General features: G+C 44.7%; 16 protein-coding genes. 1 reads left to right on the plus strand and 15 read right to left on the minus strand.

Annotated elements, in window-relative coordinates; all coding sequences use genetic code 11:
- Positions 1–20: 20 nt before the first annotated feature.
- Genes BEL05_RS11195 through BEL05_RS11210 form a run of 4 tightly spaced genes read right to left on the minus strand, consistent with a single transcriptional unit; the run spans position 21 to position 6,114 of the window.
- On the minus strand, positions 21–656 hold the full coding sequence (locus BEL05_RS11195; RefSeq protein WP_028763016.1) for a DMSO/selenate family reductase complex B subunit: 636 nt from the start codon (positions 654–656) through the stop codon (positions 21–23).
- A gap of 12 nt (positions 657–668) precedes the next feature.
- Positions 669–3,098: a DMSO/selenate family reductase complex A subunit gene (locus tag BEL05_RS11200; protein ID WP_069671210.1), complete on the minus strand. Its 2,430-nt coding sequence runs from the start codon at positions 3,096–3,098 to the stop codon at positions 669–671.
- Between the two features lie 40 nt (positions 3,099–3,138).
- Positions 3,139–5,145, minus strand: coding sequence for an MtrB/PioB family decaheme-associated outer membrane protein (locus BEL05_RS11205; RefSeq protein ID WP_069671211.1), 2,007 nt, complete (start codon positions 5,143–5,145; stop codon positions 3,139–3,141).
- A 15-nt stretch (positions 5,146–5,160) separates the two neighbouring features.
- On the minus strand, positions 5,161–6,114 hold the full coding sequence (locus BEL05_RS11210; protein WP_028763019.1) for a DmsE family decaheme c-type cytochrome: 954 nt from the start codon (positions 6,112–6,114) through the stop codon (positions 5,161–5,163).
- A gap of 806 nt (positions 6,115–6,920) precedes the next feature.
- Here BEL05_RS11210 and BEL05_RS11215 point away from each other — a divergent pair.
- On the plus strand, positions 6,921–8,207 hold the full coding sequence (locus BEL05_RS11215; protein WP_069671212.1) for an acetyl-CoA hydrolase/transferase family protein: 1,287 nt from the start codon (positions 6,921–6,923) through the stop codon (positions 8,205–8,207).
- 412 nt (positions 8,208–8,619) lie between these two features.
- Here the strand turns inward: BEL05_RS11215 and BEL05_RS21295 are convergent, their stop codons facing one another.
- The 11 genes from BEL05_RS21295 to rdrB form a co-directional block, all read right to left on the minus strand.
- A complete protein-coding gene (locus BEL05_RS21295) occupies positions 8,620–8,754 on the minus strand; it encodes a hypothetical protein (protein WP_281179897.1) in 135 nt (44 codons plus the stop codon).
- A gap of 10 nt (positions 8,755–8,764) precedes the next feature.
- The gene (locus BEL05_RS11220) at positions 8,765–8,905 is read right to left on the minus strand and encodes an alpha-amylase (RefSeq protein WP_069671213.1); all 141 of its coding nucleotides are present in this window, start codon (positions 8,903–8,905) and stop codon (positions 8,765–8,767) included.
- A gap of 57 nt (positions 8,906–8,962) precedes the next feature.
- Positions 8,963–9,166 carry a hypothetical protein gene (locus BEL05_RS20770; RefSeq protein ID WP_083250339.1) on the minus strand — a complete coding sequence of 68 codons (204 nt, stop codon included), beginning with the start codon at positions 9,164–9,166 and terminating at the stop codon, positions 8,963–8,965.
- Between the two features lie 59 nt (positions 9,167–9,225).
- Positions 9,226–10,122: a viperin family antiviral radical SAM protein gene (locus BEL05_RS11225; RefSeq protein ID WP_069671214.1), complete on the minus strand. Its 897-nt coding sequence runs from the start codon at positions 10,120–10,122 to the stop codon at positions 9,226–9,228.
- Positions 10,123–10,196: 74 nt separating this feature from the next.
- Entirely contained in the window at positions 10,197–10,751 is a 555-nt protein-coding gene (locus BEL05_RS11230; protein WP_139151871.1) for a hypothetical protein, read from the minus strand.
- 103 nt (positions 10,752–10,854) lie between these two features.
- Positions 10,855–11,235, minus strand: coding sequence for a hypothetical protein (locus BEL05_RS11235; protein ID WP_069671216.1), 381 nt, complete (start codon positions 11,233–11,235; stop codon positions 10,855–10,857).
- Positions 11,235–11,594, minus strand: a complete 360-nt coding sequence (locus BEL05_RS11240) for a hypothetical protein (protein ID WP_069671217.1) — start codon at positions 11,592–11,594, stop codon at positions 11,235–11,237. The genes BEL05_RS11235 and BEL05_RS11240 overlap by 1 nt, the downstream gene beginning before the upstream one ends.
- A 60-nt stretch (positions 11,595–11,654) precedes the next feature.
- On the minus strand, positions 11,655–11,846 hold the full coding sequence (locus BEL05_RS11245; RefSeq protein WP_069671218.1) for a hypothetical protein: 192 nt from the start codon (positions 11,844–11,846) through the stop codon (positions 11,655–11,657).
- A gap of 153 nt (positions 11,847–11,999) precedes the next feature.
- Positions 12,000–14,996 carry a UvrD-helicase domain-containing protein gene (locus BEL05_RS11250; protein ID WP_069671219.1) on the minus strand — a complete coding sequence of 999 codons (2,997 nt, stop codon included), beginning with the start codon at positions 14,994–14,996 and terminating at the stop codon, positions 12,000–12,002.
- Positions 14,997–15,022: 26 nt separating this feature from the next.
- Positions 15,023–15,796: an HNH endonuclease gene (locus BEL05_RS20775; protein ID WP_217629864.1), complete on the minus strand. Its 774-nt coding sequence runs from the start codon at positions 15,794–15,796 to the stop codon at positions 15,023–15,025.
- Positions 15,797–15,808: 12 nt separating this feature from the next.
- The gene (rdrB, locus tag BEL05_RS11260; protein WP_069671220.1) at positions 15,809–18,385 is read right to left on the minus strand and encodes an antiviral RADAR system adenosine deaminase RdrB; all 2,577 of its coding nucleotides are present in this window, start codon (positions 18,383–18,385) and stop codon (positions 15,809–15,811) included.
- Positions 18,386–18,398: the final 13 nt, after the last annotated feature.

Raw genomic sequence — 18,398 nt, forward strand, 5'->3', positions numbered from 1 at the left:
GGAATGGCACCAAACAGGGGCTAAACTTCTGAGTAGTTCAACACTTCGCCGTCGGTAGCGCCGCTTGGGCGAGAGTGACGGTTAGGCGTGATGAGTAAGTTTGGCGTCGTTACACTGCTTTCTGGCAGCGGCGCAACATCGGGTGAGATAGCCCCTGGGTACTTAGCCTTTAACTCATCCATTGGGCCGAAATCGATGGCACGCATAGGGCAAGACTCGACACATGAGGGCTGTTTACCTTCGGCCAAGCGCTCATAACAACCATCACACTTGGTCATCACCTTACGATCTTTATCTATTTGAGGTGCATCGTATGGACAGGCTCTTGCACAGCTTTCACAACCGATACAGAGATCTGCCGCTACATGGACTAAGCCATCTTCGCGGCGCTTGTGCATCGCGCCAGTTGGACAGGCTTTTACACATACAGGCTCAGAACAGTGGTTACAGCCGATAGACATGTAGTAGGCGAATACATTTTGGCTTACTGTGCCATCGCCATTTTCTGTCCACTGTCCGCCACCATATTCATAGACTCGGCGCCAGTTGATGCCAACGGGAAGGTCTTTACGATCCTTACACGATACCTGACAGGTTTTGCAGCCAGTACATTTGCTTGCGTCGACATGAAAGCCGTATTGGATATTATTGCTCATTGTTAACTCCTATCAGACCTTACGGATTTCAACCAGGTTAGTGTGCTGAGGATTACCCTTAGTTACAGGTGTCGTGCGTTGTGTGGTGAGGACGTTCAAACAGCCGCCCTTATCCACATCGCCGCCAGGTTGGAACCATGCGCCCTGACCCAGTGCTGTTACGCCGACCATGATGCGTGGCGTTACCTTAACTTCAACTTCGATGGTGCCTCGGTCGTTAAAGATATGGACCTTATCGCCAGTCTTGAGTCCGCGCTGGTTAGCGTCGAGCGGGTTCATCCATACGGCATCTTGTACGACTTCACGTAGCCAAGGGACGTTGTGATAACTCGAATGCGCGCGGCCTTTGGTGTGGTAGCCAGTAAGTTGCAGTGGATACTTCTTTTTGGTCTCAGTATCTTCATAACCTTCCCAGGTCGGCACATATTTAGGCAGTGCAGAGATCACATCACCCTCTTTGAGCTTCCAGGTGCGGGCTTTGTCTGCCAGACGTGAAGAGTAGATTTCGATCTTGCCCGATGGCGTGCCCAGAGGATTGGCGTCAGGATCGGTACGGAAATCTTCCAGTACGATATAGCCCCCGTCAGGCAAGTATTTACGATAGATACCTTGCTTGAGCATCACTTCTTTATCCGGTAGTCCAGGCGTTGCGGCTTTAGACTCGGCATAGAACTGATCCAGCCAGTCTTTGCGGCTCTTGCCTTCGGTAAACTCGGCTTCGATGCCCATACGTTTAGCAAGGTCAACACAGACCTCATAGATAGGACGGCTCTCGAACATAGGATCGACGCCGCTGCTCATCTGCACTAAGGTGGCGGTGTCGCCAGCAGCATAGCTTTGATAGATAAGATCTTCAGATTCTAACCAAGTCACATCTGGCAACAAGATATCGGCAAACTTGGCACTTGGTGTCATCCAATTGTCGACGACCAGAATAAACTCACACTTAGATTCATCTTGCAGGAGTTTCTCTGTCTTACGCACTTCAGAGTGTTGGTTAATCAGGGCATTACCACCGTAGTTGATGATCGCCTTGATGTCTGTGTCCAGCTTTCCGTCACCGTCATCATCAAGGTCGACGCCCTGCACACCATCGGCCAGTACTGTCATATTTTTACCGTCTTCAATCGCTTGAGTGAAGGTAAAGAATGAGATGGCTTTTTTAACTGGGTTTGCCCCTGTTGGCATAAAGGGCGCGTGTAGGAATGATCCCTTACACAGGCCACCACAGTTAGTACCTGGCAGACCCAGTTGACCTAACAGGATAGGTAACATGTAGCCTGCGCGGGTGTTGTTTTCCCCTGCGGCTTGACGGTTCAGCGAGGCGGCAATTTGAATAAATGGCGCACGAGCGGCTGCCAGCTCTCGAGCTAACTCGACAATAATGTGAGCTTCGATACCTGTGATGCGTGCGGCCCACTCAGGCGTTTTAGCATTAACACCAGGGGTAGAGTCACCAACCGTAGCGTTATCGAGAATATAAGCTTTGTAGCTTTCTTCGTAGCCAACGCCGGCAGGCATAGTTTTTTCATCATAGCCAACGCAGTATTTATCTAGGAAGGCTTGATTGACCTTATTGGTCGTGATCCACTCATAGGCAAGGGCTTCGAACAGTGCCGCATCGGTACCTGGGCGGATAGCGATCCACTGATCTTCTTTGCCTACGGCTGAGTCGGTATAGCGTGGGTCGATTAAAATGGTCTTAAAATTGTTCTTTTGCTTTTGCATCAGGAAGTCATAGGCTTCGCCAGACCCGCTCATGCGGATCTCGGATGGGTTGTAACCGACCATCAGCACCAAGTCTGAGTTTTGCATCTCTGACACGCTACTGCCTTGCCAGCCAGGGCCTGCTGAGCCGTAGGTTTGTCCCGCTGCTTCATAAATTTGTGACCAGCTATAGTCGCCATAGGCGTTAAGGTAACCGCCTTTAAGGTTCATTAAGCGATAAAGACACTGCTTACCCGAGAAGTGGTAACGCGCACCTGAGTTATAGGTGAAGTGAATCGATTCGTTACCGTATTGGTCTATAGTGCCCTGCAGTTTTTCGGCGACGAGATCCAAGGCTTCGTCCCAAGTGATACGTTCAAACTGGCCGCTACCGCGAGGGCCCACACGTTTCATTGGGTATTTCAGGCGATCGGGCGCATAGACGCGCTTTCTCAATGATCGGCCACGAAGACAGGCCCGCACATCATGGTCGCCATATTTATCGGTTGTCGTAAACTCTGATTCTACGCGGGTGATCACCCCATCAGTGGAGTAGACCTGTACTGGGCAGTTAGAGCCACAGTTAACCAGGCAAGCCGACCAGTTAAGGTTTTCACCGGCAACGGGTGGCTTAGGCGGTACCACTTCAACATCTTTTGAGCTTGAGTTACAGCCGGAAACCGTCGCTGCGCAACTAAGTGCGGCACTCATTTTTAAGAAACTTCTGCGTTCCATTATTTTATCCTCATTGCAGTTATGGTTAGCACTGTTTGCATTAGCGCAGTTGGTAGCTAAACGACAACATCACTTGGTGCGCGTTATAGTTATGGTTCAGGTCGCCTAAGGTGGTGAGTCCCGGAACGGTATCGACATCAATTTGCGCGTGATCGGTGTCGTAGTAGCGCTCATACTGGTAAGCCAGTTTTAACGCCATCTCTTCACTCAATGCATACTTCGCATGTAGCTTGAGGCTATGGTTGAAAGAGGTGTAATCCCCCTGCGGCGTGGTGACGTCGTAGATGATTAACGTGTCGCTGGTGGAGTTTGCGAACAGATAGTCACCGCCCAAGCTGAGCTTGTCTTCCATTAGCCCGGTATAGGTGAAACCAGCGCCAAGGTTGATAAACTCATCTTGGATATCGGCGGACCAATCTGGGGTTGAGAAGCTCTGACTGCCAGCTTGGTTGGAGTCGATCCACTGCTGACCAGCAAAGGCATAACCTGACAGATGCTCATTGAGCTGAAGCCCAAGGTTGATGTCATAGCCGTAATCTTCTGATTCGGTCAGACCCAGTTGCGTTTCGTCATAATCATCTTTGGCGTAGCGAGCGGTCATATCTAGACTGAGCCACGAAGTCGGAGTGTGATTAAACTTGGCTTCGAAGGCGGTACGCTTTCTGTCAGCCAGATAATATTTCCGTAGCAAGGGGTTAGACTCAGATGACGTCAGTTCGCTGGTTTGATATTCGCTGCCGCCACGATTACCCAAGCTGGCTTTAAACTTAAGCTTGATATCATCCAATGCACGCACATTGAGTTTCGCCCATAAGACGTCATCATGGGTCTGCTCTCGGTCGCCATGACTGCGCTCTATCTCTTTGCGGTCAAAACTGGCTTGCAGCCGATAGTCGCTGTTGAAGCGATAACTGGCATTAACTTTGACGCCGCGACGCTCGGTGTCCAGAGGTACATTTTGCTTAAATGCGCCCGTGATGCCGTTAACTTCAAATTGTGCGAACTCCCATACCGAGCCTTTGTTGTCGCGCTTACTGTAATCGACACTGCCGCCGAGTCTAAACTTGTTACTCAACAGCGAGGTGACTGACAGCTTGCCATCTAAAGTCTCGACCTCTCCATCCCAGTTTTGTATTGGATTACCAGACATCTGGATCAAATCATCGTCCTGGATCATCTTACCTGATGCCAGACGGCCACTTACGACGGTGCGGCTCACCTGATATTGACCCGACAGGCTAATTTGATGAGCCTGATTGTCAGGCGCTGGCGAAAAGACGTCATACAGATAGGGAAGGCTCAAAGCAGCGATATCGTTTTTGTACTGACTGACGAAATAATTCAGGTTTGTAGTCCAACTATCGCCTGAGAATGACAGCCCCGCGGTGAGGTTATCTGTGTTGGCATCGACAGGCAGACCGAAATTAACTGGACGCGGCGTGACCATACTGCTGCTCTGATAACCGGTTTTATTCTCGTGGTCATAACGCACATAAGCTTGATAGAAATCCCGGCCATAACTCAGACCCAAGCCAGCTTTGTTTCTCTGCAGGGAGAGCTCCTGGGTCTGAGTATGTTCACTCGGTGTTAGTACGCCATCTTGGTACCATAACTGACTGAGTGCATCGCCTGACTGATAACTGGTCAGTTGTTGATAATCGGCTGTTATCTCATAGCGGCCGGATTTGCCCGCTTCTAGGTGAGCGAAGCCGTTATCCAGACCTAGCTGGTGTGCCTGAAACTTAGCCTTATAGCCTGCTCCATCTTGATAATTGAGGTCGGCATCCACACTGGCATTAGCGCCGTCGTTGTCGGTACCGAACGCATTACCGGAGTGAATGTCATCGCTTTCGATATAGGCGGCGTTGAATCCGATTGTGCCGGTATAGCCCTCGACTTGCGGGCAGCGCTTACACTGAAATACTTCCAGTTTAACGGTGCTGGTGTTGGCCTTGTTCACGCCAAAGTCAGCCGCCACTGCAGTGCCTGTTACCGCGCCTGATATCGCGAGAAGTGATAACGTGATGAGGTTAAATTTGAATCTCATTTGAATTACTCCTTGTTAGCGCTGCAGCTTGCTGCCAGCTGGATGATTGGAGCCATGGATCTGGCTATGGCAGTTGAGACAACTCTTACCGCCGCCAAAGGCGTCACTTCCACCTTGCTGCACGACACGACTTGCATGGCCATCATCCATATGGCATTGCTGACACAGCTGCGGCGCTCTATGGGTAAGCATGGCTTCATTCACGCTGCCATGGGGGTTATGGCAGTTAGCACAATTTTCAGTGACTGGGGCATGCTCCCATAAAACAGGGCCGCGCTTCTCACCATGGCAGCTATAGCAGGTGTCATTGACAGTGGTGTGATTCAGCGCGCTTTCACTCATAGAGCCATGTGGGTTATGGCAATCTATACAGGTCATTCGATCCCATTTCATCGGATGAGATGAGCGCTTATTCATGTCAGATTTTTGCTGAGAGTGACAGGCGGTGCAGGTGTCGTTGACCGTGAGTCGATTCATGACTGGATCTTTGCCTGCATGGATATTATGACAATCGCTGCAGGCCACTTCGTCTAAGTTATGGCTACTGCTATGCCATGCTATCTGCTTAGAATCGTTATGACACCCAAGACAGACGCTGTTCTGACTCTGGGCGGGCAGCTTGCTCTCTTGACCAAAGGCGATCATCGGTTCCTTGCCGCCTTTATTGTGTTTACCTAGCGGGCCATGACAGGCTTCGCACTGCAAGCCCGCCATAGGCGAATCCGGTTGGCTGGGATTGCCGTGTGCACCATCGAATATTGCCATGACCTTGTCATTTTTCTTATGACACATCAGGCAGGAGTCGGCCCCTTTTTTGGAGTATTGACCCTGGGCAAATTTCTCCGCCAGTTGCTGCTCCAGTTGCTCACCAGTGAGTTGGTTCCAGGGGGCCGCCTGAACTGAGAGAGATAGGCACGCGAAAGCGAATATCCCACAAAGTAACTTAGTGATAATACATTTGTTCATCATCTTGGCCTTACGGTTATTTATTTTATGGTTCGGTGGTATTTGTGTTAATTAATTCACCTTTAAATTGTAGGGTGATAATTGGAATGTAGAAAGGTATTACTAAAGAGGTATTTGTGGAATTGTGGTTGTTATTTTAAAAAAAAGTTAAATGTGATCGAGATCTTTGTTTTTAGCCTACTTATTTAGTTGGCTTTAATGTATTTTATAACCTGCTTGTGTTTGCGTAATTAATTGTTTTTGTTTGGTTTGTTTTTTGTTTTTTTCTGGTGGGTATAATTGGATTTATTATTTTTATGTATAAATGATAACCTTTTGAGTTTGTGGTTTTTTATTAACATATTCTATGGCTATTAATATTTATTAATTACTTTATCGCTCCCGTTAATATGTTTTCACTTTCTATTAATTAAATTGTTTATTTTTTCATATTCTTTAATATATATTTTAATTAGTTTTTTAATTTCAGTTTTAAATTGCTGTTATGTTAGTTGGTCGCCAATGAACCATTATAGCTATCGCGGCTCTAAACCTGAGTTGTAAACGCGCTATGATAGTTAGCCAGGGCTAGTGCGAAGCTGCTCAGCAGATGCATGCCCTTGTTAACTGGCCATAACTGCACGGAAAAAAGCAATGGCAAGCAGAATAATGACGTGACGGAGGCGTTGGTTGAGCTGTGGTTGTCTATAGCGGCAAGGGGCGAGGTTTGCTCAAGATCAACTTAGGGGCTACTCATCTTCGCTACCGCTATCAAAGCGTTGCAATAGCCCTTACACTGCTGACAGATTCATTACATTGGATAACCTTTGATGGCACCCATTATCTGTAACACGGCTCTAGAAGCTGTGTCGTTAATCGAAAGTGGCGAGACCTTATGGACTCACTCTATGGGCGCGACGCCTAAGCTGTTGCTCGATGCGTTAGCCCAACATGCCTTAACTATTCAAGATTTGACCCTGTTACAACTGCATACTGAGTGTGCAGAGTCTCTGAGTGATCCAAGATTAAAAGGTCACATTCGTCACCGTTGTTTCTTCGGCGGCTTACCCACACGCCTTCTGCTACAGCAAGGTGATGCCGACTACGTACCAATATTCCTATCTGAGGTGCCAAAGTTGTTTCGGTCTGGCGAGCAACCAATCGATACCGCGATCGTCCAAGTCTCACCACCTGACAAGCATGGTATTTGTTCATTAGGGATCTCAGTTGAGGCCACCTTAGCCGCGTGCCAGATGGCGAAAAAGATCATCGCTCACATCAACCCTATGATGCCGCGCACCCATGGTGATGGTTTTATTCATTACAACAAGTTTGCTGCGGTTTATGAGCAGAGTATGCCGTTGCCACAACATCCACTCGCTGCGAGCGATGCCACTAGTCTGGCGATAGGTCAAAATGTGGCAAAACTAGTGCGTGATGGCGACTGTCTACAGATGGGAATAGGTGCGATTCCCGACGCCGTGCTTTCTTGTTTAACTGAGCATAAAGATCTTGGTATTCATACAGAGCTGTTTTCCGATGGCGTATTGAATCTGGTCGAACTTGGGGTGATCAACAATAGCCGCAAGAAAGTGCATCCAGGCAAGTTGGTCACTGGGTTCGCGCTAGGAAGTCAGCGTCTTTATGACTATGTGGATGACAACCCATCGGTGATCTTTATGGATATTGAACAGGTTAATGACACCTCGATTATCCGAAAAAACCCCAATGTGATGGCAATTAACTCGGCGCTGCAAGTGGACATCTCTGGGCAGATCTGTGCCGACTCGCTCGGTACGCGCATCTATTCTGGCGTGGGGGGCCAAATGGACTTTATTCGTGGTGCAGGCCTCTCTGAAGGCGGCCGCTCGGTGATTGCACTGCCAAGCACCGCTGCGCGGGGAAGTGTCTCACGTATCACAACCGTCTTATCACCCGGTGCCGGCGTGGTGACCACAAGGGCCCATGTGCATTACATCGTCACCGAGTATGGCATCGCCAACTTGCGGGGTAAATCACTGCGAGAGCGTGCCCGCGCGCTAATCGACATCGCACACCCTGATTTCAGAGAGCAGCTTTGCCAAGAGACCTTCGATATGTGGGGGCTCACGGTGTAGCTTTACTGCATCTAAAACGAAAAAAGCCTCAATATGAGGCTTTTTTACTAAGAGTAGAGGGTTACTCAACGTTCTGGATCTGAATGTGTATCGTTGATCTTATGTTGTTTTTAAACAATGCCTTATTGTCTATTTAGCTCGCGTAGCCTTATTTTAGTCACCACATTAGTACCATTCTGTAAGCTGTGTAAAACATGCATCAGTGAAGTTTTCATCTTATTTTGAGCTTCAAAAAATCATCGTATCAACACTTCACTACCTAGTACTACAATAGCGCTTGGTCAATTAGGGTTGCGTAGGAAAAGGTCTGTTCTAACTATTGAGTACTTCGCTCTCTAAAGCGATAAAAGACGCTACAAAAGTAGCGCCTTTAAAGGGGTAAGCTTTCAATTCATTTATCGATATAACTTTATTAATCTTCTAAATAATCATCATTGTTTGGATTATGGGCATCAGACCAGTCATCCATATCCGCATCATTATTTGGATTATTAATATCAGACCAAAGGTCAAGCTCACCATCGCTCATATCAGATGAATCAGGCATGCTTTACTCCTTATTTCTTGCGTTGATATTGTGAATTATTTGGGTTGAGCTGATTGCTCCTATTATCTAGCACCTTCTGGTAGGCTTGGTTAGTACCGCTAGTGCCTTTGTTGTCATTTGACTGATTGCTTTTATGGTTTTTATCGGACATTTTTGTTTTCCTCAAGTTAGTTGGTTATCGATTACTAAGGGGTTTCAACCGCTACAGTTAAAACCCCTGTAATCGACGAACATCATGTTTAAAGTTTTGAAATGCCCTTCTCTTATCACTGGGGGTAGACGGAACACTCAGACGCTTCCCTGAAGGAGTGATCAGCTTAGGGTGTCGGCCTTTTTTACATGACCAGCCATAGTGATTAATCAGCCTGTTAACCAATACGTTAATATTCTTATCGCTACTGTATTTTTTCATTGGAACATCCATAGATTGCCTGGGAACTCAGAGGTATCCCCTAAAATGGGCCAATGACGTTATGCAACGTTAGTCGCTAAAGGATAACGACCGACAAATGCTTTAAGGTTAAACTCGATTTCGGCAAAAGCATGTTCCACGCCGACATCTAAGATTGGTTTACTGTACCAATGGCCTTTTGCCTCACTACTGTTCTGATAAAAACAACCTTCAGGGTTAATCATTAAATAGGATTGCCACATAGCATCGTTATCTTCTTCAACAATAAAATGAGAGAGGCTTGAATGACGTTCGACATATGAACTGTACTGTTCTGAAGTGATGGTAAGATTGTGTTCGTGAACGGGCAAAACGCGTAGTAATTTCCACTTGTCTGGCTGCAGTTGCTGCATAACATCAACCAGATTTTCTTGCCAGTTATAAGCATTAACAACTGTATTGATCTTAAAGCGACCATTTGGATTTAGCGTGCGATATGTCAGAGCGATTTCCAGTAAATCTTCAGGAGATAGCCTGTCACCTTTTCGGTCAGTACGGCCAATGTTTGAGGCCAGTAAGCTATCTGCAGTATCAAAGCTTAAGCCGAGCATATTGAGGTGGGGAGCAGTTTTCAGCATCAAAGATGCAGTTAATAGATGACCATTGGTAATAACAGAAGTATTAAATCCGAGCTGTTTTGCATAAAGTAGCGCGTTGACAAAGCGACGCCCCAGCATCAATGGTTCGCCACCAGCAAAGTTGATCCTTACAGAGCGATAATTGAGATGTTGTCTGAGGGGGTTATCGAAAAGGAAATACGAGGCCAAATCCTTTAGCAATTGCTTAGTCTTTACTTCACTATGATGAAGCTCCGTAGATGAGCAGTTATTTTCCCATGTAGCATAACAATATCCACAACGGTAATTGCACGCTTCGGTCATATGGAAGTTGATAACGAGTTCTTGAATCTGTGTCATGGTAATCTCCGTTGGTTGATGACCAACACAGATTCACCTAGTGCAATGCACTAACAACACTTTAAATAAAAAAATTACATTTTTCTAAATTGCTCCAGCAAATCACCAAATTCAGCGGCTTCGCGCAGCGTTCTTTCAATGTGAAGTTTTAATTGAGTTACCGCTTCATTATCAGTATCCATCAGAGTTGCCATTTCAGCAGCTTTATCGAGTTCGCCTTGTAAATAAGCTAGCAGTATATTATCGGCGGGTTCTAAGGCGGCAGACTGGGCTAGCAAGGCATGCAATAAACTTTGATTTTTCCCCAATGCTAACTGAGGCAATACTGAAAATGGGTTGGGTAGTTTCGTTGTGTATAAATCAAAATCACCAGCTAGAGAATCAGCAAACTCGACGGCTAACAAATTGCTTAAAGCAATTCCCATCAAAGAATTACTTTCGCCAAACATAACCCTCACAGCCTTAGCGCACTCCTGGCGATAGGATTTATCTTCAAAGATGCGCTTCACATCCTTAGGATCATGAAATACAGCATTGAGCAGCAGTGCATTAAAGAGCACTGTCATTTGACCTGGGGCTAGATACTTTGCCTGTCGATGTGTCTTCTGTTCAGTTTCAATTTTTATCAACTTATTTCGGACAAGTGAATCAGCTTTAGTTTTAAGTAGCTGGCTTTGGGTCGCGACATCGATATCAAACAGCTGTCTGATGGCCTCTGGTACGGTTAAACGACTAACCATTACAATATGCCAGCTTAAGTAGTTTACTCACCTGAGAGCTACGCAGCTCTTGTTTACCCATAGACATGTTGGCAATAGTCTTTGCCATCTCAAACCAATTACTGCTTCTATAGCCACTCGAATAGCAGCTGTGCGACTGCTTGCTATATTGCTGCAACACGCCAATACAATAACCAGCTCGCATAGCTTCAGCCATTGAGGTATGAAGCGCAGCATAGGAACCCGATTGGTCTTTATTCTCGAATATCTCCACCACTTCACGGCAAGATTGTTGTAAGAACTCGACATCATCCGCCTGAAAAGGCGCCTCTTTAGCCTGAAGAGAAAAGCTGAAAGAAAAAATCAATAACACAACTAACTTTAAGTATTTCATTACGCTTTCTCCCATGGGTTGTCTGGAGCTTTAAAATTCTTCAGATCCTCAGCAAAATCATCTGTGTCAGTATGTTGGGTGCCATCCGAATCAGCCTCTGATGCAGACTCTTCTGCAGAGTTTGGTGCAGACAACTTTATATCATGGGCATCTTTGTAAAAGGGTGAAAGCGGAGCTGCCGCATAGATGGTGACAATCATTATCAAGCTTGATGCAAAAGTCGTAATCTCATGGAGTTTGTAAAGACTACTTAGCTCAACTTCCCCTTTTGTAACAAGCCTAACGACCAATAAGAAAGACAGGATAAAAGCCACAATCAAACCATTAATAGCAACAGCATGAATAAAACGTCGAACCAATTGCCAACGGCTCCATTGCAGTGACAGACCTCGGCTAAAAAACCGCCAAACAACAAGACATTAAAGAGCAAGCGAACCTATTTCTGCCAAATCCAAATCATTGATACCCGAACGGTATTCGAGAAAACCAACGGGGATAGTAATTAGAAAGAGAGTAGCAATAGCTCCAAGGCTAAGGTAGAGCAAGAAGGTCATAATCCCTGCGGCAAGGTGCCCCAGAAGAATATCGATAGTATTCAAAATTGATTTCATTTTTCATCCTTGATAACACGAAAAGGCTGGTAAGGAACCCCATTTCCAAACGGCCATATCATTCGCTTTATACTTGATGAATCAAGTGGATAACACACAATTTGATAACTAACCTCAAAATAAACTCCCAAATTATTATAAACTTGTTAGCAGTTACTTTAATCTTGGCAAGCATAGTTTTGTCTTATCTATGGTATTACTACAGCTGGGCTTGTTTTTACCTCGGTAATTGCGGCAACCCCAGAAAGGTCCTCGACTACTAGGTCTTAGTACCATATCACCGCCACAAACGCTGCAAATAGGTGCAGTATGGCTACATGTATCATTAAGGCATACTTTAAAGCCTGTAAAGCGTTTACGCGTCATGGGGCTACCACAAAGATCACAGCCCTCCTCTTTATGATCACACAAGGGAAAGTGAGAGCATGAGAAGAAGGATTTAAAGTTGCCTACTCTTGGTTTCAGCGTGCCAGTAGTACAGCGTACACAACTTATGTCTTCAAAAATTTGCTGTACTAAAGAGGTGTTGAACTCGTCTTGCTCAATGGCATAGTTTTCCTTGAGTAGTTCGACTACAAATGGGCTAGCATCTGTCATATCTGCAAGCACGTATGCGCGGTGTTTTGCTCGGGTTAAGGCAACATAAAATAGGCGCCGCTCTTCTGCAAATTCAAATGCCTCAGCCTTAGGTAGAAACGCATCAAGTATTGGGGGAGTGACTTTCATCGATGGGAAGCCATGTTTTCCCGTTTGCATTCCCATGATCACCACGTAATCAGCCTCTTTACCTTTTGAAGCATGAAAAGACTGACATTCGATAGTCAGCTGTGGGTATTGCATGTTTAACTGCTTTAGCCCCAATTTATCAGGTAGTTGGTACCAGAATCGTGCAAGCAGATACACGACAGGTTGGCCCTTAAGTTTATCTTCAGCCTTATTAACACGCATGCTAATAGCATTTAAAGCCTGTTCAAGTGCATTGGGGCTTGGTTCATCTTTAGTTGCTGGCTCTTGCTCGCCTCGGCGTATCAATGAAACAGTGGGGTAATCGACCTGCGATAGAGAACGGATATCTTTCTTTAGCTGTACAGGGTTCTTAGTCACAAACTGTGTTGCGACATCACCAATGCTGCTGTTGAACCTGAATGTCTGATCTAAATACGTTTTAGCAGTTGGGCCGAAATACTCAATAAATTTAGTTGTTAAACTGACATCGGCACCACTAAAGCGATAAATTGCTTGCCAGTCATCACCAACACAAAACAGAGAGGCTTTTGGTTTACTGCCAGGTAAGCTCGAATCTCTTAGCGCTTTAACTAACCGCGCTCTGGGCTCTGAGATATCTTGAAATTCATCGACCATGATATAGCGCCAGGAACTAACAAATTGCCCATGCTGAAGATAGCTGAGTGCTTTACCAATCATATCTTCAAAATCTATATCACCACTGGATGCTAGGTGTTGCTGATAACGGCTTAGTATCGGCTCTAGCAGCTCAAACGCCTTACGGGTTTGCTTGGCATCTGCGGCATATTTAAATACCTTCTCTAGCCCGTTATTGTCCAAGCAAGCTGATTTATACAAGCCAATTAGCTTACTGAACAGCTTAGCTAATTCAGTAACACGACCAAGCTCATTAAGCGTCGCCAGTATAGCTTCATCGGGGAGAGGGGACTCTTTAATCGCTAACGCTTGAATAGCTTGCTCAAGCTTATGAGTGAGCTGATCTTTTTTATGCTGATGGTAAAACAGTTCAAGGCAGACTGTCTCATGCTCTTTGTGCAGCTGGCGCTTCCATTCTATCGACTCCAAATATTGCAGGTTATCGATGTAAGGCGCGGTGCTATCATCTTCATCAGTGCCGTAATACTCAATATAAACACCGTAGTCAGGCAGGTAGAAGTCAGGTTGATATTGTCGAAAGTCAACACTACTTACATCATGCTCATACTTAGCTTCATATTGGTACTCAATGCCATTACTGAATAACCAGTTGGCAACGTATAACTCACCGAAACTCTTTACCCGCTCACCTTTTAAAGTTCGAATATCGTTATCAGTTAAGTACTGGAAATATTCACCCTTTGACTCAAAGTCAAAGGGACTTTTTTCAACATAATAGTATTGGCTGAAGTACTCAAACAGCTGTTTGCGATAGTTCCCATCGTCAATCAAGGTTTCGAGGGTATCCTGTACCCATTTGTCTTTGGCTTTTTCATCCTCAGCCCAAGGAGACAAACTAGGAGCCTTACCTTCAACCTCAGCAATAATCCTTAAACCTAAGCTATGAAACGTGCTAGCTTTAATATCGTCAGTACCAAGCTTCTCTTTAATGCGTTCGTCCATCTCATCAGCAGCTTTTCTGCCATAAGCGAGCAGCAAAATATCATCAGCTTGTGCCTGACCACTTTTGACCAAGTAACCAGCACGCCCCACCATTACGCTGGTCTTGCCTGTTCCTGCACCAGCTAGTAGCAAATTATTGTTATCATCAATCACACAAGCTCGTCGCTGCTTATCAGTTAGCGGGTTAGACTCAACATGCCCAAAGAAATCGGCATATTTGCTCAGCTGAGTTTGTACGTAGTTTTCACGTAGCTGTTCTATATCGGCTTTACTCCAGCTATGCATCTGCTTTAGCTTGGTTAGTGCAGTTTTTATGTCATTAGGCAATGACATATTTTCACACCAGGGAAACCAGCGTTTATACTCACGCTTAACTCTGGCCTGTATCATCTCTAAGCGTGATTGGCGCAGGTACTCCGTAGTAATGGTGCGCTCAACTTTAGCCACCAGCTCACAGATACTTTGCCCATTACCTGTAGCCCATAGGTGTGCGGCCTTTTTGCCAAATTGATAATGAGCTAGATAGGTTAAGTGCGGCAGCTGGTACGCCTTACTCGATACGGTAAAGCTAAGCAGGTAGCCTAAAGCGCTAAAGTTAAAAACTGGTGGGGAATCTAGCTGTTGCCACTTGAAACTCACTTCATCACTAGTGTTATTGATTACGGGTTGTTCTGCCGCAAACAAACCTTTACCACGATGAAAAGTAATGCCACAGCGGGTAAGTTTTACAGCATCAGGCCTACCTATATAAAAATGGCCAAACCAACTGTGTTTAATGCTTTGTTCAGACTGCTTTGGTGACAATGTTTAACCTACTACTATTCGACGGCTTAATGTGTTCCACAAGCTTGGTGTTTAAATGATTTATGACGCATTGTTTGAATGATCAGCCTTAGTTTATCAATGCTCATAGCTGGTGTTTCTGTGTGGAGCATGGCGTGGCAGTTAGGGCAAACGGGAATGAGGTCGTTAATGGGGTCAACTTGATAACTTTTACCGATAGTCGCGATATCAACCTTATGGTGCACATGGATAAAGACTTTACCTACTTCGCCATAGGTCTTTTTAAAATCGAAATCACAAACATGGCAGATTGCACCGAACTTGGCGATACAAATCTTACGAGCTTTGGAGTCTCGTTCATAGGCATTGATGGTAACTTGCTTTAAAGCGCCTTCAATGAAGCCTGTTAATAACTCTGGGACTTCATCAGGATAGATAACCTCTGTCACAGATAACGCCAGCTTGGCTCTATATGAATCCACCAGCGTTCTTACTGCAACCTGGCTGCCGTTACCTAGTGACGAGTAATAATTAAGATGAAGCTCGGTTGCCTGAATCACTTTGGTAAAATCACTTATAGATAATGTCCGAGAAAATTGCTCAAAGTAATAGTCATAAGCATCAATCTTGATTGTACGCTTGTATACATGACCCTCTAACATTGCATTAAGCACTACTAAGTAATCTTTAGCAGAGCCGGCTCCCATAGCAACATCAATTACAAGTAGGTTTGCGGCTTTAGATAATGACAGAACGCCACTCTTAATCTTCCATGCATAACTTAAAGCTGCTTGGTACTGAATAGAAGTGATTGTTGCCATTAGACTTCCTTGCTAACTTCTAGTTATCCAATTTAAGTGATTGGACTTAAAGATATCCACGCCAATTTGCCGAATTCTATCGATCCAAATATCGGCATCGAAACAACTTACTTCCAAGTCAGATATCGCCGTTTGCTTTAGTATTCGATGTTCATTCTCAATCGTTGTGGGCATGATCCCTGCATCATCAGTGTTGACACATACACTGATCGGGCCTTTTCGAATACCGAAAGTATTAAACTTATTACCTGGCTGAAGCCAATTAGAAACCGGTGGATTCCATCTAAAAATTGGGTGTTCAACATACTGCTTAAAGCGACCAATAAATATATTAGAAGTAGGGCATGCTTCAAGTATTATTTGGCGTTTACTGTATCGTTCTATGAGTAAGTCTTGTATTGCATGTATTAGCTGTAATTCCCCATTAGACAGAGTGTCGCAAAGCTCATGTTCACCCTCGGCTTGAACGCCTATTTTTCTACAATCAATGGTAACAACATCATCGTATCGTGATGATTGCACAGATCCTGTCATAAGATCTTTATTCAAATAGCGCTGCCAAATCTTTACTGCTGTATTAGTTTGATTCTTTTCAATATAAGCTATATCAGGCACCCACAGTTCCCATTCAGTACCGACTGCTTGACTAGGCAAGGTGCTCATTAGTGGGCAATTGCGTCTTAATTTCCAAGCCTGGAATAGAGCTGAAGGAGTAACATTTATATCGTCATATATATAGCCAGACCATCGATGTATCTTATTTTCAATAACACATAAAGCTGCATGAAGTTCTGGTATCTGTTGAATAAGTTCTAGCCCTTGGTGATAGCACCAAACTAAGTTATCTAGATGCTGTCCTGCGGTTAGATAGACTCTTTGCTGTCTTTTGGCCCAATCATAGACATCAACACCCAATGCTAAAGCATGGCCTAACCTATCACCTGACTTGAAGTCACAAAACACTACGGCTTCATCAATGGCCCTTAAACCACTAAGTAAATGGCTATAGTCCTCTCCTGCATGAATTGTCAGAAAAGGTTGACGTAAACGTATTTCAAACTGTGATTGGTACTCGTGTTTTGCAGCCCTCAGGACTCGCAATGTCGGAGCAAATATTTCGATTGGCAACTCATTTTCATTACCAGCTACATCAAAACCTCTAACCAGCGCTCTAAGATCTGCTGATATAGTTTCAGCAGCGGATAGATCAGTGCTTAGTGGAGTATCTGCGTGGCTCACTGAGCTAAAGAAAAGCTGTAGCTTTCTCACATGCGTCAAAAGTTGGCTACGAAATGCTATTTGATAGTTATTACCTTTAGGTGCCGTTTTAGAAAAGCTACGATTAAAGTGAATGACAAAGTGACTGCGGGTGTCTAATTGTTTAGATACTAGTTCATTTGCAAACTTAGTTAACTCTGTTGGTTTTAGTCTAAACGTACTTTCACCACGACTTTTTTTCCATTTTTCATCAACAACTAGACCTGGGGCTCCTCGAAACTCACGATGTGTTTTCGCCGAAAAGTCATGGGATAGCGAGTGGGCTTTATAGTTTAACCCTTTGCTGGAGGGTTTTCTAAACTTGAAGCTGAAATAATCAACGAAGGTACCAAGTCCAACACCCGACATTATCATGTAGTTGCGAAGCAAGTTACTCGCATTTATGAACGAGTCAATTTTATTACTTAGGTCTTTGTTTGAATTGTTTTTTTCCAATAACAGTGCTATCGGGATTAGCAACCAACGAGCAATTTCGGGTAAATCTGCTAGATGTGAATTTACTAATAGCTGTTGTGCTTTTGTCTTTGAATTTTGTGTTTCCAGAGTGACTAATATGTCAGTATTTAATTGGCTCAAAGTAAGTTTATTCCAATCAGGAAAGTCACGTACTCCTTCTGACCATAACCCTTTTGCTAGTGATGAAAAGATCTGATTTACCATGAGTGGTAACAAAGTTAAATCTAATCTTTCACTATTAAATAAACTACACTCAGGGCGATATGGCCACTTGCTACGTTTAGTTACTGGTTTTTTTGTTAAGTACAATGAAAAATCCAGTAAAGAAAGGGAGTTATGCCCGTGCCCATTTAAGTGGACATGATTATCAGCTATGGCTTTTTCGTCAAATCGTTTAGGAAGTGCTGATGGACATTGATGTGCTAATGCTGCCAATACTTGTTCAATACCAAGCACTTGGTGATTCAACAAGTCCACATAGCCTATTCCAATAATCCAAGCTGGATCTAGCATAGCGATTAGAGACAACCACTCTTCTAGATACTGAGGTTTAACTTCAAAACGGTCACCATTCCAGGATAAAAAATACCTGTGAATTTTTGTCAATATAAGTTTAGAGTCGATCTCACCAGCCTCACTCAACCACTCTTTAAGTGCAAAGTCGATATCCTCTTTACGGAACGGACCGTTTAAATATGATTGGTAGTCTTGTAAAGCTAGACTCATACATTGTTTAAGCTTGCCGTTTTGGAAGTTAGGCGATCCTACAGGCCTATGACTTAACCTCGCTTCAAGTAATCGGTCTGAGTTTATGAGAGCGACAGGAACTAGCCATTTGATATCAATACTTAGCATTTAGATGGATTCC

It is taken from the genome of Shewanella colwelliana (assembly GCF_001735525.1).
In the GTDB taxonomy this organism is placed as follows: Bacteria; Pseudomonadota; Gammaproteobacteria; order Enterobacterales; family Shewanellaceae; genus Shewanella; species Shewanella colwelliana.